The 19,472-nt window shown below is 55.7% G+C and carries 15 protein-coding genes and 1 pseudogene; 12 read left to right on the top strand and 4 right to left on the bottom strand.

All coding sequences use genetic code 11. The annotated features are described in order from the left end of the window. The first annotated feature begins 413 nt into the window (after positions 1–413). The 9 genes from GTU79_RS06265 (at position 414) to GTU79_RS06230 (ending at position 10,791) form a co-directional block, all read left to right on the top strand. Positions 414–1,184 (top strand): enoyl-CoA hydratase/isomerase family protein, encoded by a 771-nt coding sequence (locus tag GTU79_RS06265; protein WP_203522476.1) that lies wholly within the window; start codon positions 414–416, stop codon positions 1,182–1,184. 347 nt (positions 1,185–1,531) lie between these two features. Continuing rightward, on the top strand, positions 1,532–2,851 hold the full coding sequence (locus tag GTU79_RS06260) for an MFS transporter (protein ID WP_203522478.1): 1,320 nt from the start codon (positions 1,532–1,534) through the stop codon (positions 2,849–2,851). Positions 2,852–2,902: 51 nt separating this feature from the next. Beyond that, positions 2,903–4,507 carry an acyl CoA:acetate/3-ketoacid CoA transferase gene (locus tag GTU79_RS06255; RefSeq protein WP_203522480.1) on the top strand — a complete coding sequence of 535 codons (1,605 nt, stop codon included), beginning with the start codon at positions 2,903–2,905 and terminating at the stop codon, positions 4,505–4,507. Continuing rightward, positions 4,507–5,319, top strand: a complete 813-nt coding sequence (locus GTU79_RS06250; protein WP_132923034.1) for a shikimate dehydrogenase family protein — start codon at positions 4,507–4,509, stop codon at positions 5,317–5,319. The genes GTU79_RS06255 and GTU79_RS06250 overlap by 1 nt, the downstream gene beginning before the upstream one ends. Positions 5,320–5,383: 64 nt before the next feature. Then, on the top strand, positions 5,384–6,769 hold the full coding sequence (locus GTU79_RS06245) for a glycoside hydrolase family protein (protein ID WP_132923035.1): 1,386 nt from the start codon (positions 5,384–5,386) through the stop codon (positions 6,767–6,769). After that, the gene (locus tag GTU79_RS06240) at positions 6,766–7,233 is read left to right on the top strand and encodes a MaoC/PaaZ C-terminal domain-containing protein (protein WP_203522482.1); all 468 of its coding nucleotides are present in this window, start codon (positions 6,766–6,768) and stop codon (positions 7,231–7,233) included. The genes GTU79_RS06245 and GTU79_RS06240 overlap by 4 nt, the downstream gene beginning before the upstream one ends. 1,424 nt (positions 7,234–8,657) lie before the next feature. Next, positions 8,658–9,014, top strand: a complete 357-nt coding sequence (locus tag GTU79_RS30110; protein WP_253073500.1) for a TetR/AcrR family transcriptional regulator — start codon at positions 8,658–8,660, stop codon at positions 9,012–9,014. Between the two features lie 26 nt (positions 9,015–9,040). Then, positions 9,041–9,337 carry a hypothetical protein gene (locus GTU79_RS30105; RefSeq protein ID WP_253073499.1) on the top strand — a complete coding sequence of 99 codons (297 nt, stop codon included), beginning with the start codon at positions 9,041–9,043 and terminating at the stop codon, positions 9,335–9,337. Positions 9,338–10,569: 1,232 nt separating this feature from the next. Then, positions 10,570–10,791: a hypothetical protein gene (locus GTU79_RS06230; protein WP_132923037.1), complete on the top strand. Its 222-nt coding sequence runs from the start codon at positions 10,570–10,572 to the stop codon at positions 10,789–10,791. Positions 10,792–10,806: 15 nt separating this feature from the next. Here the strand turns inward: GTU79_RS06230 and GTU79_RS06225 are convergent, their stop codons facing one another. Both GTU79_RS06225 and GTU79_RS06220 read right to left on the bottom strand, forming a co-directional pair. Next, a complete protein-coding gene (locus GTU79_RS06225; protein WP_203522484.1) occupies positions 10,807–12,123 on the bottom strand; it encodes an MFS transporter in 1,317 nt (438 codons plus the stop codon). A 68-nt stretch (positions 12,124–12,191) separates the two neighbouring features. After that, positions 12,192–12,752: an isochorismatase family protein gene (locus tag GTU79_RS06220; RefSeq protein ID WP_203523141.1), complete on the bottom strand. Its 561-nt coding sequence runs from the start codon at positions 12,750–12,752 to the stop codon at positions 12,192–12,194. A gap of 83 nt (positions 12,753–12,835) precedes the next feature. Between GTU79_RS06220 and GTU79_RS06215 the strand changes: the two are divergent. Both GTU79_RS06215 and GTU79_RS06210 read left to right on the top strand, forming a co-directional pair. Further along, a pseudogene (locus GTU79_RS06215) lies at positions 12,836–13,866 on the top strand (IS630 family transposase). A 198-nt stretch (positions 13,867–14,064) separates the two neighbouring features. Beyond that, positions 14,065–15,183 carry a hypothetical protein gene (locus GTU79_RS06210; RefSeq protein ID WP_203522485.1) on the top strand — a complete coding sequence of 373 codons (1,119 nt, stop codon included), beginning with the start codon at positions 14,065–14,067 and terminating at the stop codon, positions 15,181–15,183. Between the two features lie 256 nt (positions 15,184–15,439). Here the strand turns inward: GTU79_RS06210 and GTU79_RS06205 are convergent, their stop codons facing one another. Then, positions 15,440–16,834 (bottom strand): sensor domain-containing diguanylate cyclase, encoded by a 1,395-nt coding sequence (locus GTU79_RS06205; protein ID WP_338091460.1) that lies wholly within the window; start codon positions 16,832–16,834, stop codon positions 15,440–15,442. A 360-nt stretch (positions 16,835–17,194) separates the two neighbouring features. Between GTU79_RS06205 and GTU79_RS06200 the strand changes: the two genes are divergently transcribed. Continuing rightward, complete coding sequence (locus GTU79_RS06200; protein ID WP_420854153.1) at positions 17,195–17,401, top strand: YciI family protein; 207 nt, start codon at positions 17,195–17,197, stop codon at positions 17,399–17,401. Positions 17,402–17,488: 87 nt separating this feature from the next. On the opposite strand, the gene GTU79_RS06195 is transcribed toward GTU79_RS06200, so the two are convergent. After that, a complete protein-coding gene (locus GTU79_RS06195) occupies positions 17,489–19,027 on the bottom strand; it encodes a sensor domain-containing diguanylate cyclase (RefSeq protein ID WP_253073627.1) in 1,539 nt (512 codons plus the stop codon). Positions 19,028–19,472 lie beyond the last annotated feature (445 nt).

The raw sequence follows: 19,472 nt of genomic DNA, 5'->3' as shown, positions 1-19,472 counted from the left end.
AAAGGTGAGAGAGTCATAATTTCATTCCATCCCGCCGCCCGGACGCTTCCCGGGCGGTTCGCCCCGCATAGCCATCGGCCGGGCATGCAGAGCCCCGCCCATTTTTACCCGTCCTCCAGTCGCCCTATTATCGATTCCGCCGTCAATGTCCTTTTCAGGGCCCTTGCCAATCCCGCTCCAAACCAGCCAGCCTTCCAATATTCATATTTACTAGTCAGTAAGTTTATCCACGGACCGGAAATGATAACCCGATCACTATTTACTTACATGAAAGTAAGTTTTTCTTGTATTGGATAGGGAATAATTTATAACTGGAACACCAAGGCGGCATTACCGGGGCAGCGGTTAATCACAGCCGGTCAACCGTAAATTGCCCGCTGTACATCGCCCCCGTACATGAAGAGGTGAGCAGCATGACGGATCTTATTATCATGAACCAGCATGATTCCATTGCTGAAATCATTATTAATCGACCGGAAAAAATGAATGCCATCACGCCGGAAATGAGCGTGGAGCTTGCCCGGATTTGCGCCGAAATCGACAAAGATGACGGGGTACGGGTAGTGTTGCTGCGGGGCGCCGGAGAACGCGCCTTTTGCGCCGGCAGCGATCTGAAATCCCTGGACAGCTATGACAGCGCCTGGGCATTTCGCATCCGGGTAGAGTATGGAACCACGATACGCAGCCTGCGCAAGCCGGTGGTGGCGGCCTTGACCGGCTGGGTGCTGGGAGGCGGACTGGAAATCATGCTCGGCGCCGATCTGCGCGTGGCCGGAACGGGCGCCAGGTTCGGCGCGCCGGAAGTTACCCGCGGCTGGGTGGGCGGCGGCGGCGCCTCACAGTTTTTGCCGCGCCTGGTGGGTTACGGACAGGCCATGCGTCTGTTGTTGACCGGCGACCACATCGATGCCAAAGAGGCGTTTTCCCTCGGGCTGGTGGAGTATCTGGTGGCGGATGATGACGTGTACGAAACCGCGCGGGCGCTGTGCCGGAAATTGGCAAGTTACAGCCCCCTCGCAGTGCAATCCGTGAAGGCGGCGGTGCGCGGTGCGCTGTCGATGCCGCTGGAAGCCGGGATGAAATATGAAAATGAATTGACCTGTCTGTGCTTCGCGGCGGGAAACTATCAGGAAGGATCCAGCGCGTTCGGCGAAAAGCGCTCGACAAAATATGCCAAAGATTGAAGATAAAAATATTTACTATAAAGAAGCCCCACGGGAAATATCCTATTCACCGAGGGACAAATGCAGAAATTTGAACATCGCCCGCTAAGATAATAAATGAAATTATCTTGGCATCACCCATAATAAGGGAGCCTCATTTCAACTCAATCACCGTGCCCGGTTGCAAATTTAAAGTCTCCTTTGGATCGAAAATTATCCAGAGTGCGGTTTATTGTGGATAGAATAAGCTGCCGATTTAATTTTGCCATACAGCAAGTAAAGATGGACAGAGTTCCATTACCAAAATCAATCTTCTTATTAAGATGTAAGGAAGGAAGTGTCAATAAACATCGGCAGGAGTACATTCCATGCAAAGTGCCCAGACCCTAGATACAGAATTAACAGTTAATAATAATTCCAATATCCGAAAAGCTGTTGTTGCATCCACCATAGGAACCATCATCGAATGGTATGATTACGGCCTGTATGCCGCGGCATCGGGGCTGATAATCAATAGATTATTTTTTCCGCAGCTCTCGCACCTGGGCGGCATTCTGGCGGCGTTCGCCACCTTCGCCATCGGTTTTGTCATTCGTCCGCTGGGGGGAATCGTTATCTCCCATATCGGCGATCGGTTCGGCCGCAAACCCGCAATGATTGTTTGTGTTTCCATCATGGGCGTCGCCACCGTGGGGGTGGGGCTGTTGCCCACCTATGAGCAGGCCGGGCTGCTGGCCCCGGCGCTGCTGATCCTGATGCGTCTGTTGCAGGGTTTCGGCGCCGGCGCCGAACTCGCGGGCGCCATGACGCTGGTGGCGGAATATACGCCGCTGAACCGGCGGGCCTTTTATACCTCCATTCCCAATACCGCCACCAATTTCGGCGTTTTGGTGGCTACCCTGACGTTCCTGGGATTTTCCTCCGTGCCGGAAGATATTCTCCTGTCATGGGTTTGGCGCGTTCCTTTTCTTATTTCGGTATTATTATTCGCGGTGGCGGTCTATATCCGTTTTAAATTGAACGAAACCCCTGAATATGAAGCCGCTATGGAAAAAGCGCGCCTGGAGCAAAAGGATAAAAAAATCCCCATTACGGAATTATTTAAAAATAGTCCGAAGGAAGTGCTGTGCGGGTTTTTCGCCATGGGGGGGCATCAGGCGCTGACCTATATTCTCAATACCTTTGCGCTGAGCTATATGATCAATACCCTGGGCATGTCCAAAACCGACGGCCTGCTGGTGTTGATTATCGCCCTGTTTTGTACGCTGTTTACCGGCCCCATCGGCGGATATCTCTCGGATCGCTTCGGCAGCGCCAAAATTTTCATGCTGGGCGCCTTGTTTGCCGCCCTGATGGTTTATCCGCTGTTTTTACTGGTGGATACCAAGAACGTCGTGCTCGCCACCATCGGCGTGAGCACCATTTATGCCGTCAGCTGGGGCTGCACCGGCGGCGCGCAGGGTGCGTTCCTGGCCAATCTGTTCCCTACCCGCTACCGCTTCTCCGGTATCGCCATGTGCCGGGAACTCTCGGGAGCCATCGTGGGCGGCCCCACCCCGTTTATCGCCACGGCCCTGGTGGCCTATGGCGGGGGTCAGCCCACCTACGTCATGTGGTATCTCATGGCGTTCTGTATTTTTACCTTTGTGGCCGTCTGGTTCGGCAGAAAGCTCTCATCACATACCTGAATGATGTGCAGGGCCACGGACAAGAACTGAAAAATAGAGGGGAGTAAAACAATGCGAATCGTAACGGCAGCTGAGGTCGCTGGCCTGCTGCAAGATGGTGATACGCTGCTGATCGGCGGATCCGGCGCGGGGCATGCGGTGCCTGAGGCTCTCATTGAGGCGGTGGAAACACGTTTTCTGGCGGACGGGACCCCTGAACGCATCACCGCCGTGCACCCGGTGGGACTGGGGGATCGCACCTTTCGCGGCGCGTCTCGTCTGGCCCATAAAGGATTATTGAAGAGGGTGGTATGCGGCACGCTGGTGGATTCGCCTCCTCTGGCACAATTGGCGCTTAACGACGAAATCGAGGCCTATACCTTGCCGCAGGGGGCTTTATCGCAACTGATGCGCGAGATTGCCGCCGGACGCCCGGGTCTTGTCACCCATGTGGGTCTGCATACCTTTGTGGACCCCCGGCTGGGAGGCGGACGACAAAGTCCCCGCAGCAAGGAGGATTTGGTCAAGCTTATCGAAATAGAAGGAAAATCCTGGCTGTTCTATAAGCCCTTCAACATCGATATGGTCTTTTTGCGGGGCACCACCGCCGATGAGGACGGCAATATTTCCATGGAACAGGAAGCCATTTTCGGCGACATGCTGTCAATGGCGCAGGCGACCCGCCGCTGTGGCGGCCTGGTGGTGGCGCAGGTTAAACGGATCGCGAAACGGGGCACGCTGCCGGCCAAAAGCGTGAAAATCCCCGGCATGCTGGTGGATCTGGTGGTGGTGGAACCCCACCAGCCCGTGACCTACCAAACCCAGCACGACTTCGCCTATACCGGCGAACTGCGCATTCCGCTGGATGCCTTCCCCACCCTGGCCCTGACCGAGCGTAAAATCATCGCCCGCCGCTGTGCCATGGAGCTTCGCACCGGCGCCATCTGCAATGTGGGTTCGGGGATTTGCACCGGCATCGGACTGGTGGCGGCGGAGGAGAACATTCTGCACAGCATCGTGCTGACCAATGAACAGGGGCTTATCGGCGGCGCTCCCGCCGCGGGTCTGGATGCCGGCGCCGCCCGCAACTATTCGGCCATCGTCGATCAGCCCTATCAGTTCGACTTTTATGACGGCGGCGGGCTGGATATCGCCTTTCTTTCCGCCGTGGAAATCGACGCTGAAGGCAATGTGAATATCAGCCGTTTCGCCGACAAAATCGTGGGAGTCGGCGGCTTTATCAATATCAGTCAAAACGCCAAGAAAATGGTGTTCGGCGGCACCTTCACCGCCGGCGGCCTCAAAGTGCGCTGCGAAGACGGAGAGCTGCGCATTCTCCAGGAAGGCGGCCACCGTAAGTTCGTTTCGTCGCTGCAGCAAACCTCCTACAGCGGGCCGTTTGCCAATGAACGCGGTCAAACCACCCTGTTTGTCACCGAACGGGCCGTCTTTCGCGCCCTGCACGGCGCGCTGGAGCTGATGGAAATCGCTCCCGGCATTGATTTGGAACGGGACGTGCTGGCCCATATGGCGTTTCGCCCGCAGATTTCGCCGGACCTCAAGACCATGGATGCCCGGCTGTTCCGGAAGGAGCCGATGAATCTGCAGGAAGCGCTGGACGGCCAATCCTGGCCGAGTCATCCCCGTCTCTCCCTGCTTGGCAAGGGGGAGCGGTGATGGAAAACGCTATCGTTGACGGATCGACCCGCCTGTTCGGCATTGTCGGCGATCCGGTAACACAGGTAAAAACACCGCAATTAATGACCGCTATCTTCAGGGCGCAGGGCATCAATGCCCTGCTATTGCCCTTTCAGGTGGCGCAGGAGGGTTTTGAGGCCGCCATGCGGGGGCTGATGAGCCTGCGCAATCTTGACGGGCTGGTGATCACCGTACCCCACAAGGTCCGGGCATGCGGCCTGGTGGACAGCCTCTCCCCCCGGGCCGATCAGGTAGGCGCCATCAACGTGATGCGCCGTTTGCCGGACGGTACCTGGTACGGCGATATGTTTGACGGAGAGGGCCTGGTGCGGGGCATGCAAAAACAGGGCTTTAGCATCGAGGGCAAACGCATCAAACAATTGGGGGCCGGCGGCGGCGGTTCCGCCGTGGCCGTTGCCTTGGCGGCGGCCGGGGCGGATACCATCACGCTTTGCGATCCGCGGCAGTCGCTGGCGCAAGGACTGGCGTCCCGCATTAATCGTTTTTATCCCCGCCGTCCCGCCGGCGTGACCGCCGACAGCGCAGGAACGGAAGGCTACGATTTGCTGGTGAACTGCTCGCCGGTGGGTATGCGACCCGGCGACGGCATGCCGGCGCCGTTCGGTGAGTTCGACCCATCCCTTGGGGTGGTGGATATCATCATGCATCCGGAAGAGACCCCCCTCCTGGCCCATGCACGCCGGTGCGGCTGCCGGGCCATGAACGGAAAGCCGATGATCGAAGGACAGCTGGAGTCGTTCTGCAACTTCTTCGCTATCCGGCAACCCTGATCGGCCGGGCCATCGCGACTGTCAGCCCCGTCCCGTTTCAAGACTAGAAGGAAAGGCAACATCCATGAAAATAAAATCTGTTAACGCCGCCGATCTGCTGCCGGCTATCCGGCGCATGTGGGAGCTTTCGGCAGTCAAAATACGCTCCATAGATGCCGCCATGGATCGAAGCCAGGGGGCGCCGGTACATACCGTGGCGGGCCGCTACCAGGCCAAGGGCTGGACGGACTGGACGCAGGGGTTCGAGTTCGGCAGCGCCGTACTGCAATTCGATGCCACCGGCGATGAACATTTCCTTGATATGGCCCTTCAGCGCATCCGCCATGAGATGCCGACGCACATTACCCATTTCGGCGTACACGACCACGGTTTCAACCAGATCAGCACCTATGGCAATCTGTTGCGCCTTATCCGGGAGGGCCGTTTACCCGCCGACCGGGGAACCCTTGATTACTACCAACTGGCGTTAAGGTGCTCGGGGGCGGTACAGGCCCATCGCTGGACCGCCATTGGCGAAGGACAGGGATATATCCACTCCTTTAACGGCCCGCATTCGCTGTTTATCGATACCCTGCGCACCCTGCGCATCCTCCTGGTGGCCCACAGTCTGGGGCATGTCATGAAAGACGAGGGAGATCGGGTGGTCTCTCTGCTGGACCGGGCCGTCGCCCATGCCCGAACCACCGCCCGCTATTGCGTATTCTACGGCGAGGGGCGCGATATTTATGATGTGCGCGGCCGGACCGCCCATGAAGCCATTTTTAATATCAAGAACGGCGATTTCCGCTGTATCGGCACGCAACAGGGCTATTCCGGTTTCTCCACCTGGACCCGCGGTCTAAGCTGGGCCATCTGCGGTTTTGCCGAGCTGCTGGAATATATGGCGCAGCTGAGCCCGTCCGCGTTCGGCCCCGGGAACGATAAAGCGAAGGTGCTGGACATGATGGACCAGGCGGCGGCGGCGGTATGCGATTTTTATATCGATCATACCACCCTTGACGGCATTCCCTACTGGGATACCGGCGCGCCGGGATTGGCGCGGATGGCGGATCCCTATGGCGTGGTTTCCGATCCGGCCAATGATATCGAGCCGGTGGACAGTTCCGCCGCCGCCATCGCGGCCCAGGGCCTGCTGCGCTATGGCGCCTGGCGGCAATCCATCGGCGATGGGGCGGGCGAACGCTACACCAGGGCGGGTTTGACGGTATTGGAAACCCTGCTGGGGGATGTTTACCTTAGCGGCGATGAGCATCACCAGGGGCTGGTCCTGCACAGCCAGTATCACCGGCCCAACGGGTGGGATCATGTGCCCGCCGGGCATCTTATTCCGTTTGGCGAGGCCACAATGTGGGGGGACTATCACATGCGGGAACTGGCGCTGTATGTGCAGCGGCTGGCGCAGCAGGGCCCGTACCTGACTTTTTTTAACATCAGCGGAGAAACCCGATGAACGACACTCCTGCCCCGCGCATTTTAGCCTCCGGCGAGTACGGCTATGGCGATGTGAATATCGGCGATAGCTATAAAACGTCCGGCATTACGGTGACCGAAGCCCATGTGGTGGGTTTCGCCGGCCTGTCCGGCGATCTCTTCGATGTGCATATGGACGATCAGTTTGCCCGAGAACAGGGCTTTCCGGGGCGAATCGCCCACGGCCTGCTGGGATTATCCCTGGCGGACGGGCTGAAGACCCGCTGCGCCGTACGGCTGCGCGGCGTTGCGACACTGAGCTGGAACTGGTCGTTTCGCGCTCCGCTGATGATAGGCGATCGCATTCACGTGGAGATCGCCATCGCCGCCAAACGCGCCACCAAGCGGGACGATCGCGGTATCGTGACCTTGGGGATCAAAGTCATCAATGATAAAGCGGTTACCGTGCAGGAAGGAGAAACGCAGCTATTGATGCAGGTTTAGCGGGGTTGCGCCCAGGGATGGGCGCTTGAGGGATGGCAGCGTCATCTCCACCAGCACGGTTTCCCTTTAACAGGCTCGCTGCATGTTCAGTGATAGCGGGCTTACCGCGCTGTGGGGCGCTTCGGCGGGCGGGAAAACCACGCCCGCGTCGACCCCATCAGCACGGTTTCCCTTTAACAGGCTTGCTGCACGTTCAGTGATAGCGGGCTTACCGCGCTGTGGGGCGCTCGGGCGGGCGGGAAAACCACGCCCGCGTCGACCCCATCAGCACGGTTTCCCTTTAACAGGCTCGCTGCACGTTCAGTGATAGCGGGCTTACCGCTCTGTGGAGCGCTTCGGCGGGCGGTAAAACCACGCCCGCGTCGACCCCATCAGCACGCTCTCCCTTTAACAGGCTCGCTGCATGTTCAGTGATAGCGGGCTTACCGCGCTGTGGGGCGCTTCGGCGGGCGGGAAAACCACGCCCGCGTCGACCCCATCAGCACGGTTTCCCTTTAACAGGCTTGCTGCACGTTCAGTGATAGCGGGCTTACCGCTCTGTGGAGCGCTTCGGCGGGCGGTAAAACCACGCCCGCGTCGACCCCATCAGCACGGTTTCCCTTTAACGGGCTCGCTGCATGTTCAGTGATAGCGGGCTTACCGCGCTGTGGGGCGCTTCGGCGGGCGGGAAAACCACGCCCGCGTCGACCCCATCAGCACGGTTTCCCTTTAACAGGCTCGCTGCACGTTCAGTGATAGCGGGCTTACCGCGCTGTGGGGCGCTTCGGCGGGCGGGAAAACCACGCCCGCGTCGACCCCATCAGCACGGTTTCCCTTTAACAGGCTTGCTGCACGTTCAGTGATAGCGGGCTTACCGCGCTGTGGGGCGCTTCGGCGGGCGGGAAAACCACGCCCGCGTCGACCCCATCAGCACGGTTTCCCTTTAACAGGCTTGCTGCACGTTCAGTGATAGCGGGCTTACCGCGCTGTGGGGCGCTCGGGCGGGCGGGAAAACCACGCCCGATTCGACCCCATCAGCACGGTTTCCCTTTAACAGGCTCGCTGTACGTTCAGTGATAGCGGGCTTACCGCTCTGTGGAGCGCTTCGGCGGGCGGTAAAACCACGTCCACGTCGACCCCATCAGCACGCTCTCCCTTTTACTCGATCTTTGCTCGCCCGGCGATAGCGGGCCTGCTTAGCTTATGCCTTTGCGCCGCTGTTTGACCTGCGTCATCAATTGGCCGCTGATAGCATTACTCCATTGCAATGAGATTGATTGTCATACAAACTTACTTATCGGCAAGGAACTTTCTTCCCCCTGCGATCGGAGCGGTTCGTTAATAGCAAAGCGATTTTTCATGGCAATGCCGGCTTTCACACCGAAGGGAAAAAGCTTATAACGACGTTGAATTGAAGATGAATAAAACGCAGTTTTGAGGACACTATGGCGAAAAAAGCACAGGTTACCGCGGTAGCCAAAAAAACATCCATGTATGACAACATTAAGGAAGTGGCCAAAAATCGACTTATCGCTTACGGCTACCATGGAACAACATTCGGCGCCATCGCGGAATCCCTGGATATCACCACGACTAATATTCATTACCATTTCGGCAGTAAAAGCAAGCTGGTGGAAGAGGTGGTAAAGGATTACGTGGCCAATGCCTCTGTGCAGCACCAAGCCATCTGGCTGGACGAAACCACCTCTCTGGCGGAAAAAGTGCAGAATGTGGTGAAATACAACTATAAGCTCTACAAAAATTCAATCGCGGTAAAAATTCCAAAAACCCCTGGAGCCTGATAGGACGAATGCGGTTGGAGAGCGACGTGCTGAGCGATGAAACCAACGCCTCTTTAAGATCTTTTACCCAATCCATTACTGAAGCCATTGTCCTGGCGGTGGAAAGGGCGCGGGATAATGGGCAGCTCAAAGCGGATACCCCTTTGGAGGACTTGGCGTTTTTACTCATTAATTTGGTGGACAGTTCGTCGGTTTTTGCCCAGGACGCGGGTAACTTCGAGCGGCTGGAGCAATTTTTCAATGCGTTTTCCCACGTTGTGCTGTCCGTTTATACCGTGGAACCGGCAACGGAACCCTCCCACAAGGCAGTTATGGAGCCTTGAGCCATGCAACAAGGCGAAAACACATCAGCGGGCGACTCTAGGATATTTCGGATTTTGCGCCGCGGGTTAATGCCTTTTCAATGGATTACGGGTATTGTTTCTGCAGTATTGCTTGCGCGCCGACGCCGCGTTAACGGGCGCTGTTAATGAAGAGTCAACTTTTACCAGAGAGGACGGCATATGACATGTGAATTAACATATTCTCAGGTGACTTCCCTGTGCTTTATCGCTTTTATGATTTTAGCCGGCGCTATCTGCTGGATTCATGTATGGCAATAAGGCCATAATTTCGACAGTGGTCCTGTAATTTCCCCTGACTTCACTGCCGTACGGGGTGAATACCCCCGTTGCGCATCCGTGCTCTTTCGGTTAAATCCGCTGTTAACTATCCCGCACGGTCTGGGCGACGCGGTGGATGCCCCTCGTCCTCTCTGCTTTTTTGCACTAGCTAACAGAATCAACCCAAATCGGCCCCGTTGCCTGAGCGGTCTGCTATGATCAAAACAGGCTAAGAAATTGGTTAGGAAGGCTAATGAAAAATCCACCGACAAACACCGGGCAATGGCGATGAAATGCCTGGTTCTTTGCTTAAGCCTGCTGTTATTAACCGGTTGCGGCAGCGCTTTGGGATCGTTATTCAGAATTATCCCCACGGATACCGATGTATGCCCGCACGGACATAATCCCTTTACCAATCAATGTAATCCATAACGGCGGTTCAGGGTTCGCCTGACGCGCGGCGGCCTTGAAACCATCCCGCCTTCTCTCCTGTCCGGAATTTTTAATGCCTTGGCAAAAGTGGCGAATCAGTCACAGCGGACCGTACAAAAATACGCCATAATTACCTCAGTTCAGCCAGCCGGGGGGTAAAGATATGCGTCAAAAAGTCGATCTTCATATGGTCCTGCTCGGGGTATTTTCATTAGTGGTATTGGTTGCCCTGGCGTTCGGATCCTGACCGGCCGCCATGGTTTCCGGCGGATAGCCGGCGCGGGTGGATTGCGCCGGCTATCCGCCGGCCGAAGTCTGCCCGCCGCCTGGGCTGATAATGCCTGAAGCGGATTTTATCTGCGCTGTTTCTCTTATAAATCGAACACCCTTCATACAGGAGCGACTGACTCCCCTGATTTCCTATAGCTGAAAACCATCTAAGGCGGAACCAAAACCGGTTTCAGGCAGTCCAAGAAAAAAGCATACTTCTGGCGAAGAGGTTCTGGTGGAAATAGTGGCTGATGTTTGAGGCGAAAATGCTTGGACGTTTCCTTGTGACTCTATTGGGTTTGTTATTTGCAGCCTGGATTGCGGTTATCGTTAATTTCCATAATCTCGCCATCCATATCGACCGCGGGATGGATCATCTTGAGTCTTTGCGAAAAAACTCCCTGGATATCATTTCTCTCACGGAAAAACAGAACCGCGCCGCCCGCGCCGAGTCCCAGGACGCCGCGCGCTAACCTCGTCTGCCGGTTTTAACCCCGTCCGGACGGCAAATCGGCATCGGGGTTGGGGCGTACCCTCTGCACCACCGTGAATTCACTGTCATCAAAGCTACAGCGAATCCGCCCGTCCACTCTGCCTATCCGCAGATGACGATAGCGGGCAAGAAAATAGACGCCGATTATGGCCGCGCCCACACCCGCGAGGGCGCCGATGCCCAAGGCCCAACGGGGTCCGAACCTGTCCGCCACCCACCCCACCACCGGTGAACCGATGGGAGTGCCCCCCAGCGCGATGGCGAGCAGAATGGCCATTACCCGACCGCGCATGGCCGGCTCGGTGGATAATTGCACCAGGCTGCTGGCGGTGGTGGTGAATGTCTGGGCGGACATGCCGATAATCACCAGCATGACGCTGAACAGCAGGTAATCGGGCATCACGGCGGCCAACGCCAGGCCGCTGCCGAAAATGGCGGCACCCACGCATAGCAAGGCGATATTGGGTTTTTCCCGTCGGGCCGCCAGCAGTGCGCCGGCGATTGAGCCGATGGCCATGGTGGAGGTCAAGAATCCGTACTGATTGGCGCCGGCGTGAAAAATGGTTACTGACATGGTGGAAATAAAGATCGGAAAATTCAGGCCGAAGGTGCCGATTAAAAAAAACATCAGCATCCCCATGCGCAAATCCGGCCGCTGCCAGATATAACGAAACCCTTCGGCAAGGCCGCCGCGGCTGCGGGGAGCCCGCAGGCTTGCATGCAGTTCGCCGGTGCGCAAGAGCAGCAGCGCGCCGAGCACGGCGATAAACGACGCCGCGTTCAGCAGAAATACCCACCCGGTGCCGATAATGGCAATCAATCCCCCGGCCACCGCTGGTCCTATCATGCGCGCGGCGTTAAAAGAGGTGGAATTAAGCGCCACCGCATTGGACAGATCGGCCTCTCCCACCAAATCCGACACAAAGGTCTGGCGCGCGGGCGTATCAAACGCCGCGGCGGCGCCGAGCAAAAAGGCGAAAACGTAAACGTGCCACAGCTGTACCCAGCCGGTGACGGTAAGGACGCCTAATCCCAAGGCCAGAATCCCCAAGGCCGCCTGCGTCACCATCAGCAGTTTTCGCCGGTCGAAGTGATCGGCGGCAAAGCCGGTTAACGGCAGCAGGAGCATCTGGGGCGCGAACTGCAGCGCGATCACCACCCCCAGAGCGGTGGCGTTATGGCGGGTCAACTGGGTCAGCACCAGCCAGTCCTGGGCGGTACGCTGCATCCAGGTACCGATATTGGAGACGATCGCACCGCCGGCCCACAGCCGGTAATTATAAATCGCCAGGGAACGGAACATGCCATTCATCGCTATTCCTCAGCGCGCCGGCGTCGTGGGGTGCAAAACGGGGGCCACCGCCGTCGCCTGTAAAATGCTCAAGAGCGGGAGCCGTCAAGAAGCGAGATAATCTCCCCGCTGGCGCCGGTTTCACCCAGCCGCGGAAAAATCCGGCTGATGCTGTTGATATGGGCATCGGCATTGGTATCGGTCATGGCATCAACGGCAAGGGTAACGTTATAACCGTTTTCATGCGCATGGCGCGCGGTGGATTCAACGCCGGCGCTGGTGGAGATGCCGGCAATCACCACCTGCGTGACGCCCGCCTGTTGCAGATAGCCGTTAAGATCGGTATGGCTAAAGGCGCCCCAGGTCCGCTTGGTGACCCGGTGATCGGAAGGCTGCGCATTAAGCTCCGTCGCCAGCTCGGCCCAATCAGCGGAAAATGACCGGTTACGGCTCTGCTCCGTCCGGCCCGGCGCGCCGGCGTCCACGTTCACCAGCACTACCGGCAAGCCGTGCCGGCGAAAAGCGTCAGCCAATTCCCGGGCATGTCGTAATACGTCCGCCACCGGATGTACGGTGGGGTAGGACAATATGCCCTTTTGCAAATCGATAAGAATGAGCGCGGTGTTGGGATCTAAATAACTGCGCCTAATAGTAGATCACCGAAGGGAACTCAATCCGGTTTGAGCGATCTGATCAATCGCCAAACATCACAAATCACCAACCGGACTGAGTTATGCCGATCATAGCACCCATACCCAGAAATGAACGACGCCAGATGCAAAAAATTGTCCAGAAAACGGCAGATAAGAATCATGCCAGACGCCTTATCGCCATGTTGATGTTGCACCGGGGTGAATCGCTGACTTGCGTTGCTAAAACCCTATGTGCCGCCCGTTCTTCCGTCGGACGCTGGATTAATTGGTTCACGTTATTTGGTATTGAAGGCCTGAAAAGTCTACCACCGGGCCGTCAAAAAAAATGGCCTGTCGACGACATGCTGCGAATGCTCAATTTGCTTGTTCAGCGCTCCCCGCAAGATTTTGGCTATCTGCGCTCACGCTGGAGTACCGAGATGTTAACGATTGAAATTAATAAGTTATTTAACTCTACGTTGCATCCTGGCTCACTTCGCCGTTGGTTGCCAGGAGCCGGCATTGTCTGGCGCAGAGCGGCTCCGACCTTGCATATTCGGGATCCTCACAGGGAAGAAAAGCTGGCTGCAATTGATGAGGCATTGGCAAAGAACAGTGCTGAACATCCCGTGTTTTACGAGGATGAAGTTGATATCGATCTCAACCCAAAATCGGCGCGGACTGGCAGAAAAAGGTCAGCAGAAACGCATCCCTACGCCGGGTAAAATGAAAACATTACCTTGCAGGTGCGCTGCATGCTGGAACGGGCAGAGTGGATTACGTGAGTGGAACACGTAAAACTCAGGCTTGTTCATCGATATGCTATGCCAGCTGAGAAGCACGTATCGCAGCGCCAAAACGATCACCCTTATTGTCGATAATTACATCATTCACAAAAGTAAAAGACATTGAAGTGGTTGAAGAAGAATCCAAAATTTATTCTTATTTATCAGCCGATTTACTCGCCATGGGTGAACAAAATAGAGCTCTTATGGTTAGCATTACACGAAACGGTGACCCGCAATCATCACTGTAAAACAATGTGGGAGTTACTAAAAATGTCAGACAATTTATGAAAACCGCATCACCTTTCCCAGGCAACAAACCTGGACTAACAAAAGTGGAGCGGTAATAGGCGCAGTTATTTAGAGTGGTTAATGCCATGGTATTGCCTCTCCGGTAAAGGAATAAGCATTAGGTTAACAGTTAGCAAGGCAATCTACAAAGGTAAACTTCTTATATTGATTTCAAAATGTGCCAAGGGTGTTTTATGCTGAAACCGGCTTGGGTACCGGCCATTCGTTTTAATCCAGCAATAAGAGAGCAACTGATGCCTTCAACTCCCCGTTTTCGCCGCGCCATAGCGGGTTGCATGATTACCTTGCCGATATTGGCGTGCAGTGCCGTCCCGGTCGCGGCTGCGGCGCCGTCCTGCACAGCGGCCGCCTCGCCGGCCTGCTACCTTCAGTTTAAACCGGCCGGCGCCAAAGGGATCATGCACTACTACGCCTCCCGGCCCGCGGGTAATAGCAGGGCCGATGCGGCGCCCACCCGAGCATTGATTGCCGTACACGGCCATCCCCGCGATGCCGATAAAACCTTCGACGCCGCATTGCTGGCGACCCGCCGTGCCGGACGGATGGAGGATACCCTGGTGGTGGCGCCGCTATTCCAGGTTGCCGATGCCGACGCGGGGAAATGCCATACGGCGGGGGTACCCGCCGCCCGCGCCGGCGACTTGCTTTGGACTTGTGAAAGCTGGCTGGACGGCGGCGTGGCGTCCAATGACGCTATCGGCTCATTCGATGCCCTCGACGCCCTGGCGGCGACGCTAAAGCGTCAATGGCCCAGCCTCAAGACTATCACGGTAGCGGGATTTTCCGCCGGAGGACAGATGGTGCAGCACTATATCGGTTTTGCCGCCGATCCGGCCGGGGTATCGATGCGTTACGTGGTGGCGGACCCCGGCACCTGGCTCTATTTTCATCCCCTGCGCCCGCAGCCCGTCGCTTCCGGACAGCCGGCGGACTGGTCCCTATGCACCGCCGCCGATAGCGGCGCATGCCGTTTTCGGATGACGGCGCCGGCCAAGGATTGCCCTTCGGTTAATCAATGGAAGTACGGTATGGAAAACCTGCCGGGACATCTCGCCGGCAACGCCCCCCGAGCGCGTCGTCACTATGCCAAAGCCGACATACATTATCTTGAAGGCGCTCTGGACAGCAGCGCCGCCAAAGGCGCCTTTTATCCGATTCTGGACAAGTCCTGCGCCGCGGCCGCCCAAGGTCCCTACCGGATGCAACGTGGACTGGCCTATGCCGCCTACGATCGCGCCCTGCTGGCCCCCGATAAAAAACGGACCGTCACCCTGGTGCCGGACTGCGCCCATGATGTCGGCTGTGTGTTCTCCTCAGAGGCAGCCCGCCCGGCGCTGTTCGGCGATAACTGATTCGGGAGGGGGCCCCTTGAAGCAGATACTTTGTACGCCGGCGCCCTCCCCCCTTCGGGAATAAACCACGGACAATCATCCTTGGTAACAAAATATACAATTATTTTTGGTTCATTATTCAGATAAGCAATCTGTCTTGAGACTATTATAAAAATCCAATACGCTTTTTAGATTTGTACTCCATTCCGATATTTTCATGCCATCTTCATCATAAATAGTACGTGCTTCTATAATCAATTAACGGAACTTTACAGAACTAATCCTCCCACTTTTCGGCGCGATTACGTCCGCGCTGCTTGGCTTGATATAACGCGATATCCGCGCGGTTCATCAATGCGTCCACCCCCTCTTTACCCTGGTGTTCCGCCACGCCGCAGCTTACGGTGACCGGTATGGTCTTGTTATCGAAAATCAGCGGCGATTGTTCAATTAACGCGGACAGCGTTGTCATCCGCGCCAGGGCCTGGACGCTGTCGCAGTCCGGCATCAATACCAGAAATTCGTCCCCGCCCCAGCGGCACAGGCTATCGGTGCGGCGCAAGGAAGTTTGAATGATTCCGGCAATGTGCTGAATGACCCGGTCGCCAATGCCATGGCCGTGATAATCATTGATGGGTTTAAAATGATCAATATCGATGATTGCCAGCGCAACCGGCGTCCCGGTCAGTAAAGACCCGCGCCTGCGCTGGAAAAGAAGAAAACGTAATTCAAACGCCTGGCGGTTCATGACGCCGGTGAGTTTATCCGTAGTGGCCATGTGTTCCAGCCGGCGCTGGTAGCCGCCGATGGTCAGCCATAATAATAATAAAAAGACCACGCTCACCGCTGCGCCGATGCCCAGATTCTTTAGCAACGTCATATACAGCACCCGTTGCAAGGGATGATCCCGTTGTTCCACCATTAAATACCAATCGAACTCCGGCAGTAAACGGGTATTGAGCAGCACCTGCCGGCCCTGGTCCCGGTATTGGTAACTGCCGCCGGGCACGGTGAGAATCGAGGTGGTTAACGGGCCTATTCCGGGCTGTTGGCGGATATTCATCGCCCGGTTAAAGGACTGTCCGTGCAAGACCACTTGACCGCTTTTATCCACAAAATAAATGACGCGGTTATAGCGCTGTTCATATTTTTCAATCAAGACCTTGATCTTTTCCACCGAAATGCCGATACCGGTAAGGCCGATAAAGTTTCCCTGGTAATCCTGGACCTTATAGTTGACGAAGATATCCAAACGGGCGTGATCTTCCGGTTCCAGGCGGACATCGATAAAATAGGATTTATCGGCGGGCAGGCTTTTGGCCTGGAAATACCATTGATCCCGGCGCGCCTTTTCAGACACCGTTTCGAGCACCCGTTTAGGATCATAATAACGATCGGTTTTATCGGAAACGAAAAATGAAAAGATGGTATCGAAGCGGCGATCTATCTCGCTGAGATAGCGGATCATGGCGTTAGGATCCTTTTCATGATCCAGCACCCAGTCGCGAACGAAGGTGTCATGAGCCATCAGCGATGAGACAAAGATGGGCCGCAACAGGTCTTGCTGAATCTCTGAATAGACATTATCACTGGTCAGGGGCAGGGTATTCTCTTCGATTTCGTTGTTCAGCGACTGCCGCGCCACCTCATAGCTGCTCCAACTGATGAGCAAAAGGCGCCCAGCAGCATCAGGGTGAATAAAATAATGGCCCGTGTTTTAGTTAACCGATAAGGGCTGTTCATCCATTTCCCTGAAGTGTCGTGTCTTTGACAAAAACGGCCAATGCGCATGGCTAAGCATAACGGATACTAGTGAAACTATCCTGCTGTATTCCGGCCATCACAGGCGGGGGGACGGGATAATATAAGAATTGCCTGCTTCACAGAATGACAAATACCCTAAATAATCCGAGTTGCAGGCGCAGGGTTAACCTCATGGATGAGCCGAGTATTGCCAACGTACCTGCAATTTGAAGTATGACAGGTATAAACATTTATTTTATCGCATAGCCATTACCTAAAGGAGTTGCAGATGTTCATCGTCGAGTTGACCTATGAGGAACCGATTGAAAAGGTTGAAGAGCTTCTGGAAGGTCATATAGCCTGGTTGAAAGAGTTTTATGCCGCCGGCGTGTTTATTGCATCCGGCCGGAAAGTCCCTCGCAACGGCGGGATCATTTTCACCCAAAAGTATGGACCGTTTCGAGGTCATAACCTTCTTTCGTCCGATCCCCTTTAATGCCGTGGCGGAATTACAAGGTCACCGAATTTCTGCCCTCCATGACCATTCCGTCGCTGGAAGAGCTGAAAACGATTTAACCGGGCATCAGGCTACCACCACCTGGTTGCGGCCTTGCGCTTTTGCCCGGTACAGCGCATCGTCGGCCTGTTTAAGCGCTTGCTCCGGATTTCCCGTCTCAGGCGACCATAAAGCCACCCCCGCGGAAATGTAAACGCGCCCTACGCTGGGGAAATCCGCCGCCGCGACATTGGCCCGCAGACGCTCGGCGATATCGGTTGCGATACCCATCGGGGTCGCGGGCAGCAGCATCAAAAACTCTTCTCCGCCGATCCGGCACAAAACATCTTCACTGCGGGAGCAGGCCCGCAGCAGCTGCGCCATATATTTGAGCACCTGATCCCCGACATCGTGGCCATAGGTATCATTCACTTTTTTAAACTTGTCGATATCAAAAGCAATGACGGCAAAGCCCTGATTCGCGGACGAATAGGCAGACAGCGCTAGCGATAAACCGCGCCGGTTATGCAGCCCGGTCAACGGATCCGTTTGTACCTCGGTCTTCAGGGTACCGATCTTTTTTTGCAGCAGGCTGATGCCCACCAGCATGGCGCGTTTAAGCTGCGCCACCTCAAAATACCAGGACGGAATGCGGGTGATATCATCAAAAACACCGGTCCGATCCATGTCGTTTGCACTGCGGGCCAGCAGCCATAGCGGCTGGGAAATCAGGCGGGCGAACAGCCAGGCCGCCACCAGGGTCAGCAGGGTCAGCGGCAGTGTTCGGTGCAATACGCTTAGCATCAGGCCCTGCAGGGACAATAAGGTATTGTCCGTGGTCCGGATGGTGATGATGGTCCAGTGCGACAACGGCTCCGCGGCAAAACCCGCCAGGATATTGACTCCCGACTGGCTGGCCTCCTGCAGGCTGCCGCGACCCTGACGCTGCACCGCCGTACTGAGTTCCCCGTGCGCCATCGGCTGTCCGATACGGGCGGCATCATCGTGATAAATGATTTTACGTTCGTTATCAACCACGTAAGTATAAGAACCCGCGCCGTGAAAATTTTGCCCCAGCATTTCGTTCAAAATACTTTTTTGCTTCAGGTAGATGGTGCCGCCCACATATCCCAGGTAGGTCCCGTCCTCGGCGAAAACGGGCGAAGAAATAAAGATCAGCAAATTGCCCGTGACGGAAACATAAGGTTCGCTGATGTTCGGCACGCGAATCCGCAGCGCCTCTAAAGCGCCGGGAGTCGTCAGCTTCCGGCCTTTGATTTGTATGGATTCGGGGGAGGTGGCCAACACCACCCCCTCGGCGTTCACTACGGCGACGGAGTTAAAACTGTTGGTTTGCAGCAGCAGGCGCTGGGCCTCCGATTGCAGCAGGGCGGAGTTGCCAAAATCTGCTGAAATCGTGGCGGAGCTATAGGCCAATTGACGGTAAAGGCTGACAAAAAACAGATTGGTCGTATCCGCCAGCTTGGCGGCGTAGTTTCGATTGGCTTCCAGGGTATCGTCAATCAGCAGTTGCCGCTGTACCTGGTAAGTGGCGAAAAAACCATTGGCCAAGGTGACCAGCGCGCTCATTACGGCCAGAATCAGTATCAGTCGCCGCAAATCCATATGCAGGAACGAGTTTGTTTGTCTATCCACGAGCTGAACCCACGGCAAAACGGATGCGCTATAGTAGACTTGACTTTACTGACTGTAAAAGGGCGCTAAAGCATTCACGGAATATTTTTGTCTCCTGCGGTAAACGGCCATTCCGTTTATCAATCGATTATATTAATGCCATCCGATACTTAGCGGAAAAATTTGAACTCGCTCAAAATTTCATTAAAAAAATATTTTTTTTCATCCGGGATGATCGGAATTAGGTCTTTCGTTTTTTGCCGGTTTTAACGACGATAAAGTGTATTTATGTGACCCCCATCACTGCAGTCTTCCCCTGATGGTCATTCTTGACCCGGTGATGGCAATATTATCAAGGCCGCTTTGTATGGGTAGACTATAATAATAGGTTTTACATTGACATCACCGCTCAACCCTTCAAAACCGGTTGAGCTGA

The organism is Sodalis ligni (assembly GCF_016865525.2).
GTDB lineage: Bacteria > Pseudomonadota > Gammaproteobacteria > Enterobacterales > Enterobacteriaceae > Acerihabitans > Acerihabitans ligni.
This window is presented reverse-complemented; position numbering and strand designations above follow the sequence as displayed.

Excerpts from the sequence above, each read along its gene's own strand:
- GTU79_RS06265 (WP_203522476.1), top strand. The coding sequence starts at position 414 with ATGACGGATCTTATTATCATGAACCAGCATGATTCCATTGCTGAAATC.
- GTU79_RS06260 (WP_203522478.1), top strand. The coding sequence starts at position 1,532 with ATGCAAAGTGCCCAGACCCTAGATACAGAATTAACAGTTAATAATAAT.
- GTU79_RS06255 (WP_203522480.1), top strand. The coding sequence starts at position 2,903 with ATGCGAATCGTAACGGCAGCTGAGGTCGCTGGCCTGCTGCAAGATGGT.
- GTU79_RS06250 (WP_132923034.1), top strand. The coding sequence starts at position 4,507 with ATGGAAAACGCTATCGTTGACGGATCGACCCGCCTGTTCGGCATTGTC.
- GTU79_RS06245 (WP_132923035.1), top strand. The coding sequence starts at position 5,384 with ATGAAAATAAAATCTGTTAACGCCGCCGATCTGCTGCCGGCTATCCGG.
- GTU79_RS06240 (WP_203522482.1), top strand. The coding sequence starts at position 6,766 with ATGAACGACACTCCTGCCCCGCGCATTTTAGCCTCCGGCGAGTACGGC.
- GTU79_RS30110 (WP_253073500.1), top strand. The coding sequence starts at position 8,658 with ATGGCGAAAAAAGCACAGGTTACCGCGGTAGCCAAAAAAACATCCATG.
- GTU79_RS06230 (WP_132923037.1), top strand. The coding sequence starts at position 10,570 with ATGTTTGAGGCGAAAATGCTTGGACGTTTCCTTGTGACTCTATTGGGT.
- GTU79_RS06225 (WP_203522484.1), bottom strand. The coding sequence starts at position 12,123 with ATGAATGGCATGTTCCGTTCCCTGGCGATTTATAATTACCGGCTGTGG.
- GTU79_RS06210 (WP_203522485.1), top strand. The coding sequence starts at position 14,065 with ATGCCTTCAACTCCCCGTTTTCGCCGCGCCATAGCGGGTTGCATGATT.
- GTU79_RS06200 (WP_420854153.1), top strand. The coding sequence starts at position 17,195 with ATGTTCATCGTCGAGTTGACCTATGAGGAACCGATTGAAAAGGTTGAA.
- GTU79_RS06195 (WP_253073627.1), bottom strand. The coding sequence starts at position 19,027 with ATGGATTTGCGGCGACTGATACTGATTCTGGCCGTAATGAGCGCGCTG.